Genomic DNA, 17,901 nt, shown 5'->3' on the forward strand with positions numbered 1-17,901 from the left:
GTCCAACAACCGCGTTACGTAAGTCCAAGTGACGGTGCGTGTCCGCTGCCCGGGGCACGGTGACGGACCGTCCGCCACGCGAACGGCGCCGTCGGCACGGGGCGGGGTGCTCACTCCCCCGCGTACAGCCTCCGCAGGTCGACGAGGACCACTTCGCCCCGCGCTTCCGCCTTCCGCAGCTCGCCGCTGAATCCGGCACCGCTGTAGCACGCGAGCCGTACGGCCGAGGTGTCGGTCCCGCGGTCCGCGAGCAGCGCCGCGATGTGCCGCAGCCGGTCCAGGTGCCCCTCTCCCATGACCTGGTCCCATTTCGCCTCGCCCAGGGAGAGCAGGACGCCGTTGTCCTGTCCGACAGCCCCGCGCACGACCACGTCGACCTCGTGGCCGGTACGCGCCCCCGGGTCGGCGACCGTCCCGTACGAGACATCGATCGGCATGCCCCCGAACGTCTCCGGTGCCGCGAAGTGCGTCACCCATTCGCGGCAGATCTGCTCGAAGTGCGGTCCGACCACCGCCGACCGGAACCGGGCGCGCGAGCTCTCCCAGACCTGCTCGGCGAGTCCCCGGTCGAGCAGAGGGAGCTTGGTCCGGGAGACCACGTGGTCGAACGCGATCAGCGGTTCGCCGATGCGGTACACGCTCCGGTTCCTCCGGAAGGCGTCCACCTCACGGCGTACGAGACCGCATTCCTGGAGCACCGTGAGCGGATGCGTGATGTCCCCCGCCGTCCGGCCCAGACAGCCGGCGATCCCGCCCGCCGTGGCGTTTCCCGCGGCCAGGGCCCCGAGAACGGAGTGGTAGAGCGCCCGGTCCCGCAGATCCGCCTCGTCGGCCAGCAGGTAGCGGGCCTCCCGGTAGAGCGGCGAGCGCGGCGACAGGGCCGTACGACACACCCACGCGTCGAAGTCGTCGAGCCCGTCCGGGACGTCGTCGCGTACGAACTCACGGCGGTAGGCGGGGGTCCCGCCCACCACACTGTGCACGAGCAGCGCGAGCCGGGGATCGTCGATGCCCCAGAAGGCCGCGGCCTGCCGGAAGTCGAGCGGCTGGACGATCAGTTCGAGGCTCGCCCGCCCCCTGAGCGGCGATGTGCCACCGAGCAGCCCGCCCATGAACGCGAGCGAGCTGCCGCACAGCAGAAGCCTGGTCCGGGACTCCAGCCGCTCGGGTCGGCGCGGACCGTAGGCCACCTGGACGATCGACGGCAGCGACGGCGTGGCACGGGCGAGGTACGGGAACTCGTCGATCACCACCGGCACCGGCTGCTCCCGCCCGAGCGCGAGCAGCGCGTCCACGCCCTGCTCCCACCGATCGAACCGCAGCGCCCCGGCCGCCCCCGTGTACTGGCCCAGTTCCTCCCCGAACCTCCGCAGCGACTCCGCTTCCGTCGCCTCGTACGCGCAGAAGTAGAAACCTCCGGCAGCCCGTGCGAGCGAGTCCAGCAGGAACGACTTCCCTTGCCGACGCCGCCCGGAGACCACGCCCAGCGTGGCCTCGGGGCCGGGATCGGCGGCGAACGCGGTGAGCTCGCTCCATTCCCAGTCCCGGTCGAACATGTCGGAGGGTTTCGCGAACGTGCGGGGTGCGGCGGAGCCGCGAAGCTTCCCGGTCACAGGGCCACCACCTAGCGCGGTTTACGGAATCACACTTCCCAGAAGTACGTTTCCGTTAACGACGCCACCCACCTCGGGACACGGGTTCGCCCCGCGCCGCCGCGCCGCGAACTCGCACCACACCACCTTGCCGGGGTTCCCCTCCCCCACCCCCCATTTGTCCGCGAGCGCCGCCACCAGCAGCAGCCCCCGCCCGCCTTCCGCATCGGGAGCCGGTACCGCATCGACCGGTCCCACCTTCCCGTCGCCGCTGTCGTGGACCTCGACGCGCAGGATGCCGTCCGCCGGTTCGAGCCGCATGCACACGAGGTACCCGCGCCCCGGCGGGACACCGTGCAGCAGCGCGTTGGTGACGAGTTCACTCACGCAGAGCAACACGTCGTCGGCGCGGGACTCGCACGCCCAGTCGATGAGCGCCTTGCGCACGAACTGCCTTACGAGCGGCACGGATCGCCGTTCACGGCTATGGAACGACTTGCAGAAGTACGGGAGGTGATTTGACTCATTCACACCACCAAGGTCACACAACGTCACTAGCGTTGATCAGTGTGTGAGGCCGTACGTCGCACACGTACGGCCTCTGACGGGCCATCCAGGTTTCACAACGGGGAGAGGCAATCCATGCACGCGGCGAAGAGGAACAAGCGGATCACGTCCTGGCATCTGATCGGCGCCCAGTTGGCGACGTTCCGCAAGGCGACAGGGATGACGCAGGCGGCACTGGCGGACCGGTGCTGCGTGGGCGAGGAGACGATCGCATCGATCGAACAGGGGCGCAGGCCGCTACAGGCGGACTTCGCGGCCCAGCTCGACGAACTGCTGGAGACGAAGGGGGTGTTGCAGGTCGCGGTGGCGAAGGTGCCGAAGAAGGAGCGGTTCCCGGCGTTCGTGCAGGACTTCATCGACTACGAGCAGGATGCGGTGACGCTGCTGTCGTACGAGAGCCAGGCTGTACCGGGCCTGCTCCAGATCGAGGAGTACATCCGGTTCCTCTTCTCCTGCCTCTACCCGCCCCTCGAAGAGGAAGAGCAGGAAGAGTGGGTGGCAGCCCGACTCGACCGGCAAAGGCTCCTCGAACGCAAGCCTCGCCCCATGCTGCACTTCATCCTGGAGGAGAGCATCCTTCGCAGCGAGCTGGGGAACCCCGCCATAATGCGACGACAGATCGCACACCTGCGCCACTGCATGGAACTCCCCTTCCTGGGGCTCCAGATCATGCCGATGAAACTCCCGAGGCATGCCGGGCTCTCGGGGCCCATGGTGCTGCTGGAAACTCCCGATCACGACCATCTCGCTTACGTCGAGGGACAACTGACCAGCTACCTGCACGAGGAGCCCGACGACGTCAGTGTGCTCCAGCAGAAATATGGGATGCTGCGTTCGCAGGCGCTCTCCGTCGAGAAGAGCGCGCGCCTACTGGACGAACTGCTTGGAGAGAAATGACCAGCGCAGCACACCCGGCTCCCCGTACCACCGCCCTGGCCTGGTTCAAGTCCAGCTACAGCACCGACCAGGGCGGCAACTGCATCGAAGTCGCCTACGACTGGCGCAAGTCGAGCCACAGCAGCGACCAAGGCGGCGCCTGCGTCGAGGTGGCCGCCCACCCCGCCGCCATCCACATCCGCGACTCCAAGGTCACCAACGGCCCCGTCCTCACCGTCCAGCCCACCACCTGGACCGCCTTCATCACCACCGCCACTGTCTGACAACTCGCCGTCCTCGGCCCGCCCTTCGGGCCGGGGTGGTCGGCGGGTGGTCTACGGCGCCGACAGGGCGGTGCGCTCGACTTTCTCCAGCCAGCCGGTGTCCCAGCGGGCGAACCTCACCGGCACAGCATCGTCGTCGCCTTCCCGGGCGACGGCCACCGACCCCAAGGCAGCCCTCCGCTGCATTCACCGGCAGCCACGCGCTGATGCACCCGGGGACCGGTTTGTCGCCATCGGCATCGTGACAGCGGACGGGAACGCAGGCAGCATTCTCCGCTCAGAGCTCCGGACAGCCCCTTGGAGGGTTCACGTGATCCGCGCAGCACACCCGGCTCCCCTTACCACCGCCCTGGCCTGGTTCAAGTCCAGCTACAGCAGCAGTCAAGGCGGCAACTGCATCGAAGTCGCCTACGACTGGCGCAAGTCGAGCCACAGCAGCGACCAAGGCGGCGCCTGCGTCGAGGTGGCCGCCCACCCCGCCGCCATCCACATCCGCGACTCCAAGGTCACCAACGGCCCCGTCCTCACCGTCCAGCCCACCACCTGGACCGCCTTCATCACCACCGCCACTGTCTGACAACTCGCCGTCCTCGGCCCGCCCTTCGGGCCGGGGTGGTCGGCGGGTGGTCTACGGCGCCGACAGGGCGGTGCGCTCGACTTTCTCCAGCCAGCCGGTGTCCCAGCGGGCGAACCTCACCGGCACAGCATCGTCGTCGCCTTACCTTCGTGAACTCCTCAGGGATGTCCCGCTAAATGATCTCCGGGCCTCTCCGGGGGCCTCAGCGAAACTCGTGGACCACCTGGATCTCGCCGACCATGTGAGCGTTGAAGTCGTCCAGTTCCTCAGCCGGAATCCACAGTTCGAGGATCGTCCGCCCTCCGGCCTGCCGGACGGGGTACCGGCTCAAAAAAGCCGACTCGACCTCGAATCGCGTCACGAAGCCGACACCACTGTGCTTCACGTTCCAGTCCCTCGCGATCTTGATCGCGTAGTCCTCGTTGAGGACCGGGTAGAAGATCGGCTGCTCGGGGAGCCGAGGCGGCCAAGCACGCCAGTTCAGCTCACGGACCAGGTCCAGTTCCTCGGGGCCGGTGGGGCGCCACAGGGTCGTCGTTGCTCGTCGGCTGGTCATGTGGTGAATCGCCCTCTGAACGCGGGAGGCGCCGCTGGTACGGCTGCTCTGGGACCGGACGATACCGCTCCTCCGCGCCTACGCACCCTGACCGGTCGGCCGCGCCGGGCCGGGCGGTGAATCCGGCCCCCGCGCTACCGGCCTGTCGCCGCGGACGGCATATGCGCCGCCGTCGTCCCGGAACCCCGGCCCATCAGGACCGTCACCGCGTAGACGGCGAGTCCCAGCAGGGTCATCGCTCCGGCGAAGAGGTTCACGGCGATGAAGCCTCCGCCATTGTTGAGGACGGCGGCGCCGAGGAGCGATCCGAGGGTGATGCCCGCGCCGAAGGCCGCCGTGTTCGCGGTGCCGACGAGCACGGACCCGCTTCCGGCGAAACGCAGGACGAAGGTCTGGAGCGGGGTGAGCAGGCCGAACCCGCAGGCGCCGAGGACGAACAGCATGGGGATCGTGACGGCACGGGACGAGGCGGTGAACGCGAGCACCGCGAGCGCGGCGGCGAGCAGGAGCAGCAGGGTGACGACGGTCGCGTGAAGTGCCCGGTCGGCGGCCCTTCCCGCGAGCCAGTTGCCCACGACGAGCCCGGCTCCGTAGATCACGAGCAGCCATACGACATCCGTGGCGGAGAAACCGGTCACGGTCGTCAGGAGCGGCTCGATGTAGGTGAACGAGGCGAACAGGCCACCGAACCCGATCGCCGTCGCCGCCAGTGCCGACCAGAGGCGTGGGTTCGCGAAGGGGCGCAGGCTGCTGCGCAGATCCGTCGAGATGGCGCTGTCGTGTCCGGTGGGCACGAGTGCGGAGATGCCTGCAAGGCTCACGGCACTCACGACGGTGACGACGAGGAACGCGCCCCGCCACCCCCAGACCTGTCCGGTGAGGGTTCCCAGGGGCATCCCGAGCACGTTCGCCAGGCTCAGCCCGGTGAACACCACCGCGATGGCGGCGGCCTGCCTCCCGGCGGGCACCATCCGGGAGGCGGCGACGGAGGCGACACCGAAGAAGGCGGTGTGCGACCAGGCCGTGGCGAAGCGGCTCGCGAGAAGGAACGTGAAGGTCGGACTGAACGCGGCGACGAGATTGCCGACGGTGAAGATCACCATCAGGATCACAAGCACCTTCTTCATCGGCAGCCGCAGGGTCGCCAGGGCCAGCAGCGGCCCGCACATCTGCCCGACCGCATAGGCCGTGGTCACGAGTCCCGCGTCCGCGACCGAGATGTCGAAGTCCGCGGCGAGCGGGGACAGCAGTCCGTTGGTGAGGAACTCGGTGGTTCCGATGGCGAAGGCGCTGAGAGCGAGCGCCACGAGGGCGAGAGGCATCGAGCTGATCGTTCCTGGGGTCGCGGATCACGGTGACGGTCCTCAGGGTCGATCCGCGTGCCGGCGCCTGCCAGCCCTCCCTTCTTCCTACGCTCCGCGTTCCTGTCACTGACAGGGTCACCCTGGGGCCCCTCCCGGGCCTCGGCGGGCCGATACCCTGGGGGCATGAAGGTGCGTACCGAGCTCGGGGAATTCCTCCGCGACCGACGCGCCCGCATCACCCCGGAACAGCTCGGGCTGCCCACCGGACGGGCCAGACGCGTTCCGGGGCTGCGGCGGGAGGAGATCGCCCGGCTCGCCGGGATCAGCCCGGCGTACTACACCCGGCTCGAACAGGGGACCGGTACCAACGCCTCCGACCAGGTCCTGGGCGCTCTCGCTCGGGTGCTGATGCTCGACACCACCGAGTCGGCACACTTGTTCGACCTCGCTCGCCCCGCCCCGTCGGGCGGACTCCGCCCGCCGCCCGCCGAGCACGCCCCGGAACCGGTCCACGGTCTGTTGAACGCGATGCCGCAGGTACCGGCCGTCCTGCTGGGCCGCCGCAACGACGTGCTCGGGTGGAACCGCCTCGGACACCGGCTGCTCGCGGGCCACCTCGACTTCGACGCCCCGGCCGACCCCGTCACCCGGCCCTCCGCCTCCCGGATGCTGTTCCTCGATACGCGCACCCGCGCCATGGAGGCCGACTGGGAGCACTACGCCCGGACCCATGTCGCCTACCTCCGCAGACTGAGCGGGCGACACCCGGGCGACCGGCGCCTTGCCGACCTCATCGGCGAACTCACCGCCCGAAGCACCGAGTTCGCCGCCATGTGGGCGCGGGGCGACGTCCGTGAGTGCACCTATGGCGACCGCACCCTGCGCCACCCCGAGGTCGGTACCCTGACCGTCACGTATCAGGTCATGAACCAGCCCGCCCTGCCCGACTGCCGGATCGAGTTCTACACCGTCGAGCCCGGCACCCCGTCCTCGGACGCCCTGGTCCGCCTGGCCGACGCCGCCCTCGGGGGCAGGCAACGGTGACGCGGGGCCGCGACGACACCCCGACCGGAGCGCCGCCGTCAGGTGCTCGTGAGGACGACGAGCTGCCGGGTCGCCCGCGTCATCGCCACATAGCGGTCCACCGCTCCTTCGACGCCCTCGCCGAACGCGTCCGGGTCGACGAGAACGACCAGGTCGAACTCCAGCCCCTTCGACAGCTCCGGGGTCAGCGACCGGACGCGGGGCATCGGCCGGAATGCGGGATCGCCGATGACGCAGGCGATCCCGTCGGTGTGCTCCGCGAGCCAGGCGTCGAGGATGGTGTGCAGGTCCGAGACCGGTCCGTGGACGACGGGGACGCCACCGCTGCGGATGGAGGTCGGCACGTTGGCGTCGGGGAGCGCGGCCCGGACGACCGGCTCGGCCTCCGCCATGATCTCCTCGGGCGTGCGGTAGTTGATGCTCAGGGAGGCCAGGCCGATCCGGTCGAACCCGACGCGCTCCAGCCGTTCCCGCCACGATTCCGTGAACCCGTGCCTGGCCTGGGCGCGGTCCCCGACGACGGTGAAACTCCGGGACGGGCAGCGCAGCAGCAGCATCTGCCACTCCGCGTCGGTCAGTTCCTGCGCCTCGTCCACGACGACGTGCGCGAACGGACCGGCCAGCAGGTCCGGTTCGATGCCGGACGGGACGGTCCCGCCGGCCAGTGTGTCCTTCATGTCCTGGCCGTGCAGCATCGTCACCGCGCCCTCGCCGTCGTCGTCCGCCTGGAGGATGGTGTCGATCACCCTGGCCATGTGCTCCCGTTCGGCGGCGAGAGCGGCTTCGCGCCGTTGCCTGCGCCGCGACGCCTCCGGGTCGCCGAGCCGCTGCCGCGCCGCGTCCAGGAACGGCAGGTCGGACACCGTCCAGGCTGCGGCTTCCGTACGCCGCAACAGCCGGACCTCGTCCGGGGCGAGCCAGGGGGCGCACATCCTCAGGTAGGCGGGTACGGACCACAGGTCCGCGACGAGGTCGGCCGCTTCGAGCAGCGGCCACGCGCGGTCGAAGGCCGTGAGAAGCTCCCTGTTCCGCAGCAGCGAGGTGCGGAGCAGCTGCTCCGGAGCGTCGCCCCCGTGCTTGTCCACCAGGATCGTGAGCAGTTCCTCCCAGACCTGGTCGCGCGCCTCGTTGTGCGCGGTACCGGGTTCCGCCGCTTCGAACGCCGCGGCCCAGTCGGCCGCGGTCAGCGGGACGTCGGACCAGTGGGTGGTGACCGTCATCGCCTCGGTGGGCGGCTCCTCGTAGAACCGGACGGCCGTCTCGATCGCCCTCACCAGGTCCGCGGACGACTTCAGGCGGGCCACCTCCGGGTCGGTCTCGGTCCCTGCCCCGGCCCCCTCGGCGACCAGGTCCCGCAGGGTGCACGTCTGCACGCCCTCCTCGCCGAGACTGGGCAGGACGTCGGCGACGTAGCCCAGGTACGGCTGGTGCGGGCCGACGAACAGCACGCCGCCCCGGCGGTGACCGACCCGCGGATCGGAGTGGAGGAGGTAGGCGGAGCGGTGCAGGGCGACGACGGTCTTCCCCGTGCCCGGACCGCCGTCGACGACGAGGGCGCCTCGCGATCCCGCGCGGATGATGGCGTCCTGGTCGGCCTGGATGGTGCCGAGCACGTCCCGCATCCGCTCCGACCGGTTGGCGCCGAGGCCGGCGATGAACGCGGACTGGTCGTCGAGCGCGGCGTGACCGACGTACCCGTCCGGGGTGAACACCTCGTCCCAGTAGTCGCTGATCCGGCCGCCGGTCCAGCGGTACCGGCGACGGCTCGCCAGCCCCATCGGATTGCCGTGGGTGGCGCCGAAGAACGGTTCGGCCGCCGGGGAACGCCAGTCGACCAACAGCCTGCGCCCCGAGTCGTCCGTCAGGCCGAGCCGTCCGACGTACACGGGCTCGGCACCGTCCGCGCCGACCATGCGGCCGAGGCACAGGTCCAGGCCGAAGCGGCGCAGGGTGCGCAGGCGGGCGGTCAGCCGGTGGATCTCCGCGTCCCGGTCCATCGCCTGCCGTCCCAGACCTCCGGGCGCCCTGCGCTCGGCGTCGAGGCGAGCGGACAGCTCGGCGATCAGTTCGTCCAGGCATTGCGCGATGGCCGCGAAGTGCCGCTCGTCGTCGGAGACCAGCGCCGGATCGGCCTTGGCGGCGAGGCGGTCGGGAAGGTCGAAAGCGCTGGTGGTCAGGGGGTTCACTGCATCAACTCCGATGTGGGCCGTCGGCGGCACGGTTTCGTCGTACGGCCGCCTGCGGCCATGGGTCGGTCACGGCCATTGGTCGGTCGCACGGCCGATGGGGCCATTGCTCCGCCGTACGCCCGCTCGCGGTCATGGCGCGCGGCGGGGGCGCGGCGAGGTGCGCCGCAAGATCTGCGGACCGGCGTGACAGACCTGCTGGTTGTCGCCGATCGCGGTCGTGGTCCCGGTCGTCGGTTTTCGGTTCCGGTCGTCGGTCCCGGTTTCCGGCTGTTGGTCGCGGTCCCGGTGGTCGGACGCGGTCGCGCTCGTCGGTCACGCGGAGGCGGGCCGCCTCTCCCGGACCGCCAGGTCGAACAGCAGCCGCGCCGCCACCGCTGCCCCGTCGATGCGAACCATGCCGGCCACCGCCTTCGCCCGCGCCCGGGTCTCCGGGGTCAGGACGGTCCCGAGCGCGTCGGACAGGGACTCGGTGGTCGGGGTCGAGCCGTCGTGTGCCGCGCCGATGCCCAGCTCCGCCGCCCGGTCGGCGAAGTAGGGCTGGTCGGCGCCCTGCGGTACGACGACCTGGGGCGCCCCTGCCCAGGTGGCCGTGGTCGTGGTGCCCGCGCCGCCGTGGTGCACGACGGCGGCCACCCGGGCGAACAGCGCCTGGTGGTTGGCCTCGCCGACGGCGAAACAGTCGTCCCGGTCGTCGGACGGGACCAGGTCGGCCCAGCCCCGGGAGACGATGACGCGGCGGCCCCGCGCGCGAACCGCCTCGACGGCCGCGCGGGCGATGTCCTTCATGCCGGGCATGGAGATGCTGCCGAACCCCACGTACACCGGGGGCTCCCCCGCGTCCAGGAACTCCACCAGCTCGCCCGGGAGCGGGCGCTCGTCCGGGAGGAGCCAGGCACCCGTCTGTACGACGTCGAGGTCCGACGGCTCCGGCCACGGGGCCAGGACCGGGTCCGTCGCCAGCCACGGACGGCGCGTGAAGACATGGCCGCGGACGTCGGCCACCGTCGGCAGGCCGATCGACGCCCGGTGGGAGTTGACCGCCGGGCCGAACAGGTCGTTCGCGTCCCGGGCATCCCGCTCCCACAGCACCCGGTTGTCGGTCACGTCCGGTGGCAGCGGCCTGCCGGGGCGCGGGATCGGCGGGTGGTGCGGCGACGGCAGGCTGACCGGCTGGTGACTGGCGTACACGTAGGGGATGCCCCGTTTCTCGGCCACCGCCCGCATACCGGCCGCCGCCGGGAGGATCCCGGTCGCCAGCACCGCATCGCATCCCTCGGCCGCCGCTCCGGCCCGGTCCAGGTACGCGGCCATCAGCTCGGCCGCGCGCCGGGGCACATCCGCCGGTGACGGGGGCGGCGTCCCGGTCATCATGGCGCGCACCGACCAGCCGACCGGCACCATCTCCACACCGACCCCGGCCAGCCGCTGCGCGAACTCCTCGTCCGGCGGCGCGCACACCCGCACCTCCGCACCCAGTTCCCGCAGCCGCACCGTCAGCCCCAGCAGCGGCTCGACGCCCCCGCGCGAGTCGAAGGCCGACAACAACACACGCACACGCATTCCGTGCTCCCATTTCCGCAGAACCCGACCCAGGGCGGAGATTCTGCGGCACGATGGGGGCCTTGCCGCAAGGCCCCCAGTGCGCTATACGTTGAGAGTGGCAAGGAGCGGGAGCTCCCCCTTGACCATCCACCGCACGGACGCCGACCGCCCTTCCGGGCCTGGGGCTCCGCTCAACTCCCCTCAAACGCCGAAGCGTTGGATCAGCGTCCGCATCGTCTCGAATGCGGGCTTCGGGGCGTAGTCGTCGGTGGTGAGCCCGAAGCGGTGGAACAGACCCGGGTTCGTACTGTCCGCGTCGCGCAGTGAGAAGTGGGTGTAGCCGCTCAGGTGGAGTTCCTTCGCGTGCGCGGCGACGACCCGGACGACGGTGTCGACGACCTCGGCCTGACGCCGCGGGGAGCGTTCCGGTCCGGTGGGCCAGCCGTGCTCGGTGATGTGCAGCGGCAGGTGTCCCAGGCCCGCCGGTGCCAGCACCGCGTCACGGTGGTGGCGCAGCAGCCCTTCGACGGAGGCGGCCAGATCGGCGGCGGGCACGGGACGGAACACGTCCGGGAAGAAGTCCAGCCCCACGTAGTCGAGTTCGGCGATGAACTCGGCTCCTCCGAGAGCGGTGAGGTCGGTGACGAAGGAGGCACCGGGCCCGAAGAGCGGCGTGGTGTTGAAACCGACCCGCAGATGCGTGTGTCCGAGTTCGCGCGCCCGCGCCTTGGCGGCGGACACGCCCCGGACGATCGCCTCGCGCACGCCCGGGTAGTAGCCGTCGAGCACGGGGTTCGACGTGACGTTCGGCTCCTCCGCCACTTGCAGCGCGTCGGTCGACGCCCCGTATTCGGTGACGAGTTCGCGCAGGAAGGCGCAGTATCCGTCTGCGTCGGCGTCTGTCGGGCGGTACTGGGCCACCAGGTCCAGGCGGCGGCCCCGGACGGCGTAGCGGGTCGCGTCGGCGGGCGTCTCGATCGGGTGCGGCCCGTCGCCGAGGCGGGTGTCGCTCCTGAAACTCGTGTAGGCGCGCACCAGGAACGGGCGCCCGGCCGGGCCCTGGAGTCGGTCGAGGGCGTGGGAGATGCGGGCGGGGTCGTCCGGCGGGCCGACGGCCAGCTCTCCGCTGTCGTCACCGGCGACCGAGCCCGGGTAGATCCCGAAGAGCAGTCCTGCGGGATCTGTCGGGCGCAGCCCCTCACGGGCCTTTGGGAGCAGCCCTTCGGAACCGGCCGGGCGCAGCCCCTCGCGGGCGTTCGGGAGCAGCCCTTCGGAACCGGCCGGGCGCAGCCCCTCGCGGGCGTTCGGGAGCAGCCCTTCGCGGGCGTTCCGGGGCAGCCCCTCCTGGGTGTCCGGCGTCATGCGTCCTCCCCCGCTCCACTTTCCCGATCCCGCTCCTGCCCGGCCGCGGGCCGCGCGGCCGGGGCTCCGGGCCAGGCCAGTCTCCCGGTCCGGATGTCGTCGACGACCGTGTCGATCCAGGCCAGTTCGGCGCGTGCCAGACTCGACGCGTACTCCGCCTCGATGACGTGCAGCCGGGGCACACCGGCCGTCAGCGCTTCCGCGAGGCGTTCCTCGTCCGCCGCCGTACGTCGCCCGAGGCGCCGGGCCCGTTCGGTGAGGGCCTCGGCGGCCCCCTCCGGCCCGAGTGCTCCGAGGTAGCTGACGGCGCCCAGGAACTGCGAGAACTCCCTTTCCGGCGTACGGATCTGCTCGTCCAGCCGCCGTACGAGTTCGTCGCGCCCCGCGCCCGTGAGCGCGTACACGGTCCGCTCCGGGCGATTGCCCGAGCGCTGTCGGCCCTGAGCCGTCACCCATCCCGCGTCCGTCAGGGCGGCGACGATGTTGTAGAGCGTGCCGCGCGTGATCGCGGCCGCGTGGTTGTCGCTGCGTCTTCGCAGCTCGGAGAGCATCTGATACGGGTGCGAGTCCTGCTCCAGGAGCAGGCCCAGCACGGCGAGCACGATCGGGTTGTCGAGTGCGCGACGAGGCATGGTCGAAATCTATCAGTCCAAATAGACTGATGAGCGACGCCCTGACGAAATCGGCCAACTCACGTGAGCGGCGGGAGTGATAGAGAGTCTGGGCATGGAGTTCTTCTGCTACCACCGCGACCGACCCGGCTCCACCGCGCTCCGATACGCACTGCTGGAGGAGCACTTGCGCTACATGGACCGGTACGAGAAGGAGATGACCGCCCGCGGCCCCACGCTCGCGGACGACGGCGTCACCCCCACAGGGAGCGTGCACATCGTCGGCCTGGCGGATCCCGCCGCCGCGCGGGCGTTCGCCTTCGACGAGCCCGGCTACCAGGCCGGCGCGTACCGGGACGTGCTGCTGCGCCGATGGCGCAATGAACTCGGGCGCAGCATGTGGGACTTCTCCGGCGGCCGCGCCGGGGGCCGCCGGTTCCTGGTGCTCGGCCTCGGCGCGGAGCCGGGCACCGGCCCCGACACGCCCACGGGCAGGGACGAGTTGATCGCGTACGGCCCGCTGCTGTCCGACGACGGCGCCACCTGGCTAGGTACGGCGGCACTGGTCCGGGCGCCGGACCGGGACACGGCCCGCGCCGCGCTGACCCCGGGCCTGTACGCCGATGTCGAGGTCCACAACTGGCGTTTCGGCGGGCGGCCCGTCACGGGCTGAGAGGGCCCCAGGATCTCCCGCCCCTCCGGTACTCCGAACCCCGGGATCCTGGAATGTCCGGAGCCCCGGACTCCCGGGTTCTCGGGATTCCGGGGCTTCGCCTCTCCACAAACGCCTGCCTCTTCACAAACGTCTGCCGCTCCACAAACGGGTGTCGGCCCCCGACCGGTCGCCGGGGGCCGACATCACGCGCGTGTGCAGTGCGCGTGCGTGGTGCGATGTGCGGCGTACGGTCAGCAGCCGCCGCAGTTGTAGTACGTGACGTCCCAGTGGTTGCCCTCGTCGGCGTAGATGTTGCCGGAGCCGGCCTTGTACTGCGGGGCGCCGTCACCGCGCACCCCGATGTAGGTGAAGGTGTTCTTGACGTAGTTCGTCAGGCAGGTCGACTTGGCGAAGTCGAGCTTGTAGCCGTTCCAGTGCGAGTACGTGCCACTGGCGTGCCCGGTCTCGGTGCCGCCGGTGATGTTCAGCGCGCAACCCGTGGCGCTCTTGAGGGTCTGGGCGCCCTGGGCGGTGGGCAGGTTGAGCTGGTCGAACGAGGTGCAGGTCGAGACGTTGCGGTCGGAGCAGCCTCCGGAGGACGACCACGTGATCCCGGACGAGCTGAACCGGGCGGTGGCCTGGGAGTGGGTGAGCTTGGTGACGGCATGCGCCTCGGTGGCACCGCCGCCGAGGACACCGATGCCGGGCGCGAAGAGGACACCCAGGACGAGGGCGAAGGCGGTCAGGACGGGGCGCAGTGTCATACGGGACACCATGGGGGACTCCTCCTGGTCATGACAAACAAGGGCCAGGGAGATGGTGCCCGACTTCTACGCGCGTCGCCAGGGGGTGACGGGATCGAGTGGACCGTATCGCCGACTCCGGCACCCACACCCGAACGAGGCCACATGTTGAAACTTGAACAAGACGGCTGCTACAGTCATTCTCGTTGAAGGTTAAACAACACCTCGATCGCCGCTCGCCCAGTCCCCCGAGGAGAAGTCATGGCCCTGTTCAGCCGCAAGAAGAACGACACCCTGTCCGCCCCCGCCGTCGCCGCCCCCGACGTGGATCCGGCCCTGGCCGCCCTCACCGGCGAATACACGATCGACCCGGCCCACAGCAGCATCGGCTTCACCGTGCGGCACGCCATGGTCACCAATGTGCGCGGCGCCTTCGGCGAGTACGAGGGCAAGCTGGACCTCAACGGTCACAACCCGGCCCACTCCAGCGCCTCGATCGACGTCAAGATCGCCAGCATCGACACCGGCATCGCCGACCGCGACGGCCACCTGGTGAGCGGCGACTTCTTCGACGCCGAGAAGTTCCCGGTCATGACGTTCCGCTCCACGCACGCCGAGCAGCTGGGCGGCGACAAGTACCGCATCGCCGGCGACCTCACGATCAAGGACGTCACGCGTCCGCTCGCCATCGACCTGGAGTTCAACGGCTCCGCCACCGACGTCTACGGCAACGAGCGCGTCGGCTTCGAGGGCAGCGCGGACATCCTGCGCTCCGACTGGGGCCTGACCTGGAACGCGGCGCTGGAGACCGGTGGCGTGATGGTCAGCGACAAGGTCAAGCTGAACTTCGACATCTCCGCGATCAAGGCCGCCCCCCAGGCCTGACGCCCCTGACGCCCCTGACGCGTTCTCCTCCCCCTCGTGCTCCCCGCCCCCGGCCGGTCCGGGCCGGAGCACGACCACGAGCGCGCCCGCCTTCCCCCTACTCCCCCGCCAGGGCCGGAAGGCGGGCGCTCGGCATACGCGGTGCCGGACCGGTCACCGGTGGCCCGGCTCGTCCTCACCGCCCCGCCGCCCACCGTCCCCGCCGTTCGGGGTGCTCCCGCCGTCGGGGGCGGTCCCGCCTTCCCCACCAGCCCCGCCGTTCTCTCCGTTCCCGACGCCGGTGTCCATGTCGTGGCCGTCGGTGCCGAGTCCGTCGAGGTCGAGGTCGAGACCGGTGCCCGTGTGGTCCTCGGACTGCTCCCCGACCGTCTGCTCCGACCAGATCACCTTGCCCGTCTCGGTGTAGCGCGTGCCCCAGCGTTCGGCGATCTGGGCGACGAGGAACAGGCCCCGGCCGCCCTCGTCCGTCGTCGCCGCGTAGCGCAGATGCGGCGAGGTGTTGCTGGTGTCGGACACCTCGCAGGTCAGGCTGCGGTCGTACAGGAGACGGACCTCGATCGGTCCGGTGCCGTAACGCACCGCGTTGGTGACGAGTTCGCTCAGGATCAGCTCGGTGGTGAACGCCTCCTCGTCCAGGCCCCGTTCGGCGAGCCATTCGGCGACGTTCTTGCGGACCCCGGCCACGGCCGCCGGATCGGTGGCCACGTCCCACTGCGCGACCTGGTCGGGATCGAGGATGCGGGTACGGGCCACGAGCAACGCGACGTCGTCGATCGGCGGGTCGGGCAGCATCGCTTCGAGCACGTCGTCGCAGGTCTCCTCAGGCGTGCGGTCGCGGCCGGCGAGCGCGTCGCGCAGCAGCTCCAGCCCGGCGTCGATGTCCCGGTCGCGGCGCTCGACGAGACCGTCGGTGAAGAGGACCAGCCGACTGCCCTCCGGCACGTGGAACTCGGTCGCCTCGAACGGCATCCCGCCGATGCCGAGGGGCAGACCGGCCGGGCCCTCGGGGAACTCGACGGTGCCGTCGGGAAGGACCAGCGCGGGGCCGGGGTGGCCGGCGCGGGCCACCGAGCAGTTCCCCGACACGGCGTCGTAGATCGCGTACAGGCAGGTCGCGCCGCTGATCTCGGCGCCGCAGTCGTCGGCCGCCTCGGCCAGGTCCATCCGGCTGACGACCTCGTCCAGGTGTCCGAGGAGTTCGTCGGGGGCCAGGTCCAGGGCGGAGAAGTTGTGGATGCTGGTCCGCAGCCGCCCCATGGTGGCGGCGGCGTGCAGACCGTGTCCGACCACGTCGCCGACGACCAGCGCGACCCGGGCTCCGGGCAGCGGGATCACGTCGAACCAGTCGCCGCCCACCTCGGCCCGCGCCGGCAGATAGCGGTGGGCGATCTCCAGGGCGTTCTGCTCGGGCAGGCCGCGGGGCAGCAGACTGCGCTGCAGCGCCACCGCCATCTCGTGCTCACGGGTGTACCGGCGGGCGTTGTCCACGTTGACCGCCGCCCGGGCGACCAGTTCCTCGGCGAAGGACTGGTCGTCGTCGTCGAACGGTTCGGCTCCGCTGAACCGCCAGAAGTTCGCCAGCCCCAGGATGACGCCGCGCGCGTGCAGCGGAACGGAGAGCACCGCCCGGAAGCCGAACCGACGAAGGTTCTCAGCCCGCTCGGGATTCCAGTTCCGCCACCCCAGCCGGGCGATCACATCGGGCCCCAGCCCGCTCTCCGCGATGTCGATGCGCATGGCCGCGGTCCGGCTGGGCAGCAGGCCGACCTGGCGGCCGACCGGATACAGGGGCTGGCGCGGATCCGTGGACGCGATGGCGGTACGGCGCATGTCCAGCGGGACCGCGGCACCGATGGCGGGCTCCTCCCCGGGCGGTGTGGGATCGGCGAGGTCGACGGTGGTGACGTCGGCGAATCCGGGGGTCGCGACATCGGCCAGCTCCTGGGCCGTCCGGGTGACGTCAAGGGTGGTGCCGATCCGGGCACCGGCCTCGTAGAGCAGCATCAGCCGCTCCCTGACCAGGGCCGCGCGGCCGGTGACGGCGCTCAGCTCCGTGGTGTCGCGCAGTGTCACCACGGAGCCGACAGGGCCGCCGTGCTCGTCGGTGTGGCGCACGTTGACGGCCAGCAGCCGGTTGCCGCTGCGCAGCACCTGGTCCGTGACGATCTCACCGCCGGTGAGGAGCGCGGTGGCGTCCGCGTCCAGCCCCAGGTCCGTCACCGCCCTGCCCTCCGCGTCCGGAGGCAGGTCGAGGAGCCTGCGCGCCTCGTCGTTCGCCAGAGTGAGCCGCTGGTCGGCGTCGACGATCAGGACGCCTTCGCGTACGGCGTGCAGCACCGCGTCGTGATGTTCGTACATACGGGTCATCTCGGCGGGCCCGAGTCCGTGTGTCTGCCGACGCAGCCGTCTGCTCAGGAGCACGGCGCCACACGCGGTGACCGCGAAGGCGGCCACCGCGGTGGCGATGCTGAACGAAATGGACCGGTCGGCCACTTTGTTCACAGCCTTGTCGGTGATGGCCACGGACACCAGACCGGCGATCGACCCGTCGGACCGGGTGACAGGCACCACCGAGTTGACCATGGGCCCCAGGGTGCCCGTAAAGCTCTGGGTGAAGCTCCGGCCGGTCAGCGCCTGCTTGTACGGACCGCGGAGCGGCTTGCCGATCAACGCGGGGTCGGGGTGGGTGTAGCGGATGCCCTGGGGGCTGGCCACGACGACGGACGCGACGTGGGCCCGCTCGCGGACCTCCTCCGCGCGTGGCTGCAGGATCGCCGTGGGGTCCTTGCTGTCCAGTGCCGCCACGGTGCCCGGCGAATGGGCGAACGTCTCGGCCACGCTCAGTGTGCGCATCCGTGCCTCCTGCAGGCTGTCACGGCGCCCCTGCAGCACCAGCGCGATCGCGCCGCCGGCGATGAGCAGGAGCACCAGCGCGAGCGTGAAGCAGAAGACCTGGCCGGCCACGGAGCGCAGACTGAACAGGGAGCGCAGATCACGGCCCAGGAAGCGGTGTGTCATGTCTCGGCCGGGCGAGGCTGGGGTGGCTCGGCCCGAACGCCCCCCGTCGTGCCGATGTGATCGCACGGAGTGTCGCAGCCTCGCCCAAGATCGGCC

16 protein-coding genes are annotated in these 17,901 nt (G+C 70.8%); 6 read left to right on the plus strand and 10 right to left on the minus strand.

All coding sequences use genetic code 11. The features are described from left to right. Window positions 1-110: 110 nt before the first annotated feature. Window positions 111-1,556, minus strand: a complete 1,446-nt coding sequence (locus tag AB0E67_RS00805) for an ATP-binding protein (RefSeq protein WP_362021334.1) — start codon at window positions 1,554-1,556, stop codon at window positions 111-113. A gap of 78 nt (window positions 1,557-1,634) precedes the next feature. After that, the gene (locus AB0E67_RS00810; RefSeq protein ID WP_362019149.1) at window positions 1,635-2,123 is read right to left on the minus strand and encodes an ATP-binding protein; all 489 of its coding nucleotides are present in this window, start codon (window positions 2,121-2,123) and stop codon (window positions 1,635-1,637) included. Between the two features lie 111 nt (window positions 2,124-2,234). On the opposite strand from AB0E67_RS00810, the gene AB0E67_RS00815 reads away from it, so the two are divergent. The 3 genes from AB0E67_RS00815 (at window position 2,235) to AB0E67_RS00825 (ending at window position 3,896) form a co-directional block, all read left to right on the plus strand. Then, the gene (locus AB0E67_RS00815) at window positions 2,235-3,056 is read left to right on the plus strand and encodes a helix-turn-helix transcriptional regulator (protein WP_362019152.1); all 822 of its coding nucleotides are present in this window, start codon (window positions 2,235-2,237) and stop codon (window positions 3,054-3,056) included. Then, on the plus strand, window positions 3,053-3,319 hold the full coding sequence (locus AB0E67_RS00820) for a DUF397 domain-containing protein (protein WP_362019155.1): 267 nt from the start codon (window positions 3,053-3,055) through the stop codon (window positions 3,317-3,319). The genes AB0E67_RS00815 and AB0E67_RS00820 overlap by 4 nt, the downstream gene beginning before the upstream one ends. Window positions 3,320-3,629: 310 nt before the next feature. After that, the gene (locus AB0E67_RS00825; protein WP_362019158.1) at window positions 3,630-3,896 is read left to right on the plus strand and encodes a DUF397 domain-containing protein; all 267 of its coding nucleotides are present in this window, start codon (window positions 3,630-3,632) and stop codon (window positions 3,894-3,896) included. Between the two features lie 202 nt (window positions 3,897-4,098). Here the strand turns inward: AB0E67_RS00825 and AB0E67_RS00830 are convergent, their stop codons facing one another. After that, window positions 4,099-4,452 (minus strand): hypothetical protein, encoded by a 354-nt coding sequence (locus tag AB0E67_RS00830; protein ID WP_362019161.1) that lies wholly within the window; start codon window positions 4,450-4,452, stop codon window positions 4,099-4,101. Between the two features lie 134 nt (window positions 4,453-4,586). Then, window positions 4,587-5,774, minus strand: a complete 1,188-nt coding sequence (locus AB0E67_RS00835) for an MFS transporter (protein ID WP_362019164.1) — start codon at window positions 5,772-5,774, stop codon at window positions 4,587-4,589. A gap of 165 nt (window positions 5,775-5,939) precedes the next feature. Between AB0E67_RS00835 and AB0E67_RS00840 the strand changes: the two genes are divergently transcribed. Continuing rightward, complete coding sequence (locus AB0E67_RS00840) at window positions 5,940-6,800, plus strand: helix-turn-helix transcriptional regulator (RefSeq protein ID WP_362019166.1); 861 nt, start codon at window positions 5,940-5,942, stop codon at window positions 6,798-6,800. Between the two features lie 38 nt (window positions 6,801-6,838). Here AB0E67_RS00840 and helR read toward each other — a convergent pair whose 3' ends face one another. From helR to AB0E67_RS00860, 4 genes are all read right to left on the minus strand, one after another. Continuing rightward, window positions 6,839-8,986, minus strand: coding sequence for an RNA polymerase recycling motor ATPase HelR (gene helR / locus AB0E67_RS00845; protein WP_362019168.1), 2,148 nt, complete (start codon window positions 8,984-8,986; stop codon window positions 6,839-6,841). A gap of 315 nt (window positions 8,987-9,301) precedes the next feature. Beyond that, window positions 9,302-10,543, minus strand: a complete 1,242-nt coding sequence (locus AB0E67_RS00850; RefSeq protein ID WP_362019171.1) for a glycosyltransferase — start codon at window positions 10,541-10,543, stop codon at window positions 9,302-9,304. A gap of 189 nt (window positions 10,544-10,732) precedes the next feature. Continuing rightward, window positions 10,733-11,701, minus strand: a complete 969-nt coding sequence (locus AB0E67_RS00855) for a hypothetical protein (protein WP_362021337.1) — start codon at window positions 11,699-11,701, stop codon at window positions 10,733-10,735. Window positions 11,702-11,889: 188 nt separating this feature from the next. Next, window positions 11,890-12,525 carry a PadR family transcriptional regulator gene (locus AB0E67_RS00860; protein WP_362019173.1) on the minus strand — a complete coding sequence of 212 codons (636 nt, stop codon included), beginning with the start codon at window positions 12,523-12,525 and terminating at the stop codon, window positions 11,890-11,892. A gap of 94 nt (window positions 12,526-12,619) precedes the next feature. On the opposite strand from AB0E67_RS00860, the gene AB0E67_RS00865 reads away from it, so the two are divergent. After that, entirely contained in the window at window positions 12,620-13,177 is a 558-nt protein-coding gene (locus tag AB0E67_RS00865) for a YciI family protein (RefSeq protein WP_362021340.1), read from the plus strand. Window positions 13,178-13,410: 233 nt separating this feature from the next. Here AB0E67_RS00865 and AB0E67_RS00870 read toward each other — a convergent pair whose 3' ends face one another. Then, window positions 13,411-13,935: a hypothetical protein gene (locus tag AB0E67_RS00870; RefSeq protein ID WP_362019176.1), complete on the minus strand. Its 525-nt coding sequence runs from the start codon at window positions 13,933-13,935 to the stop codon at window positions 13,411-13,413. A gap of 228 nt (window positions 13,936-14,163) precedes the next feature. Here AB0E67_RS00870 and AB0E67_RS00875 point away from each other — a divergent pair, with 228 nt between their 5' ends. After that, complete coding sequence (locus AB0E67_RS00875; protein ID WP_362019179.1) at window positions 14,164-14,787, plus strand: YceI family protein; 624 nt, start codon at window positions 14,164-14,166, stop codon at window positions 14,785-14,787. 153 nt (window positions 14,788-14,940) lie between these two features. Here the strand turns inward: AB0E67_RS00875 and AB0E67_RS00880 are convergent, their stop codons facing one another. Beyond that, complete coding sequence (locus AB0E67_RS00880; protein ID WP_362019181.1) at window positions 14,941-17,805, minus strand: SpoIIE family protein phosphatase; 2,865 nt, start codon at window positions 17,803-17,805, stop codon at window positions 14,941-14,943. Window positions 17,806-17,901: the final 96 nt, after the last annotated feature.

The sequence above is a fragment of the Streptomyces sp. NPDC032161 genome (genome assembly GCF_040636995.1).
GTDB lineage: Bacteria > Actinomycetota > Actinomycetes > Streptomycetales > Streptomycetaceae > Streptomyces.

Coding starts and splice junctions, on each gene's coding strand:
- AB0E67_RS00805 (WP_362021334.1), bottom strand. CDS start 1,556: ATGTTCGACCGGGACTGGGAATGGAGCGAGCTCACCGCGTTCGCCGCC.
- AB0E67_RS00815 (WP_362019152.1), top strand. CDS start 2,235: ATGCACGCGGCGAAGAGGAACAAGCGGATCACGTCCTGGCATCTGATC.
- AB0E67_RS00820 (WP_362019155.1), top strand. CDS start 3,053: ATGACCAGCGCAGCACACCCGGCTCCCCGTACCACCGCCCTGGCCTGG.
- AB0E67_RS00830 (WP_362019161.1), bottom strand. CDS start 4,452: ATGACCAGCCGACGAGCAACGACGACCCTGTGGCGCCCCACCGGCCCC.
- AB0E67_RS00835 (WP_362019164.1), bottom strand. CDS start 5,774: ATGCCTCTCGCCCTCGTGGCGCTCGCTCTCAGCGCCTTCGCCATCGGA.
- AB0E67_RS00840 (WP_362019166.1), top strand. CDS start 5,940: ATGAAGGTGCGTACCGAGCTCGGGGAATTCCTCCGCGACCGACGCGCC.
- AB0E67_RS00860 (WP_362019173.1), bottom strand. CDS start 12,525: ATGCCTCGTCGCGCACTCGACAACCCGATCGTGCTCGCCGTGCTGGGC.
- AB0E67_RS00865 (WP_362021340.1), top strand. CDS start 12,620: ATGGAGTTCTTCTGCTACCACCGCGACCGACCCGGCTCCACCGCGCTC.
- AB0E67_RS00870 (WP_362019176.1), bottom strand. CDS start 13,935: ATGGTGTCCCGTATGACACTGCGCCCCGTCCTGACCGCCTTCGCCCTC.
- AB0E67_RS00875 (WP_362019179.1), top strand. CDS start 14,164: ATGGCCCTGTTCAGCCGCAAGAAGAACGACACCCTGTCCGCCCCCGCC.
- AB0E67_RS00880 (WP_362019181.1), bottom strand. CDS start 17,805: ATGACACACCGCTTCCTGGGCCGTGATCTGCGCTCCCTGTTCAGTCTG.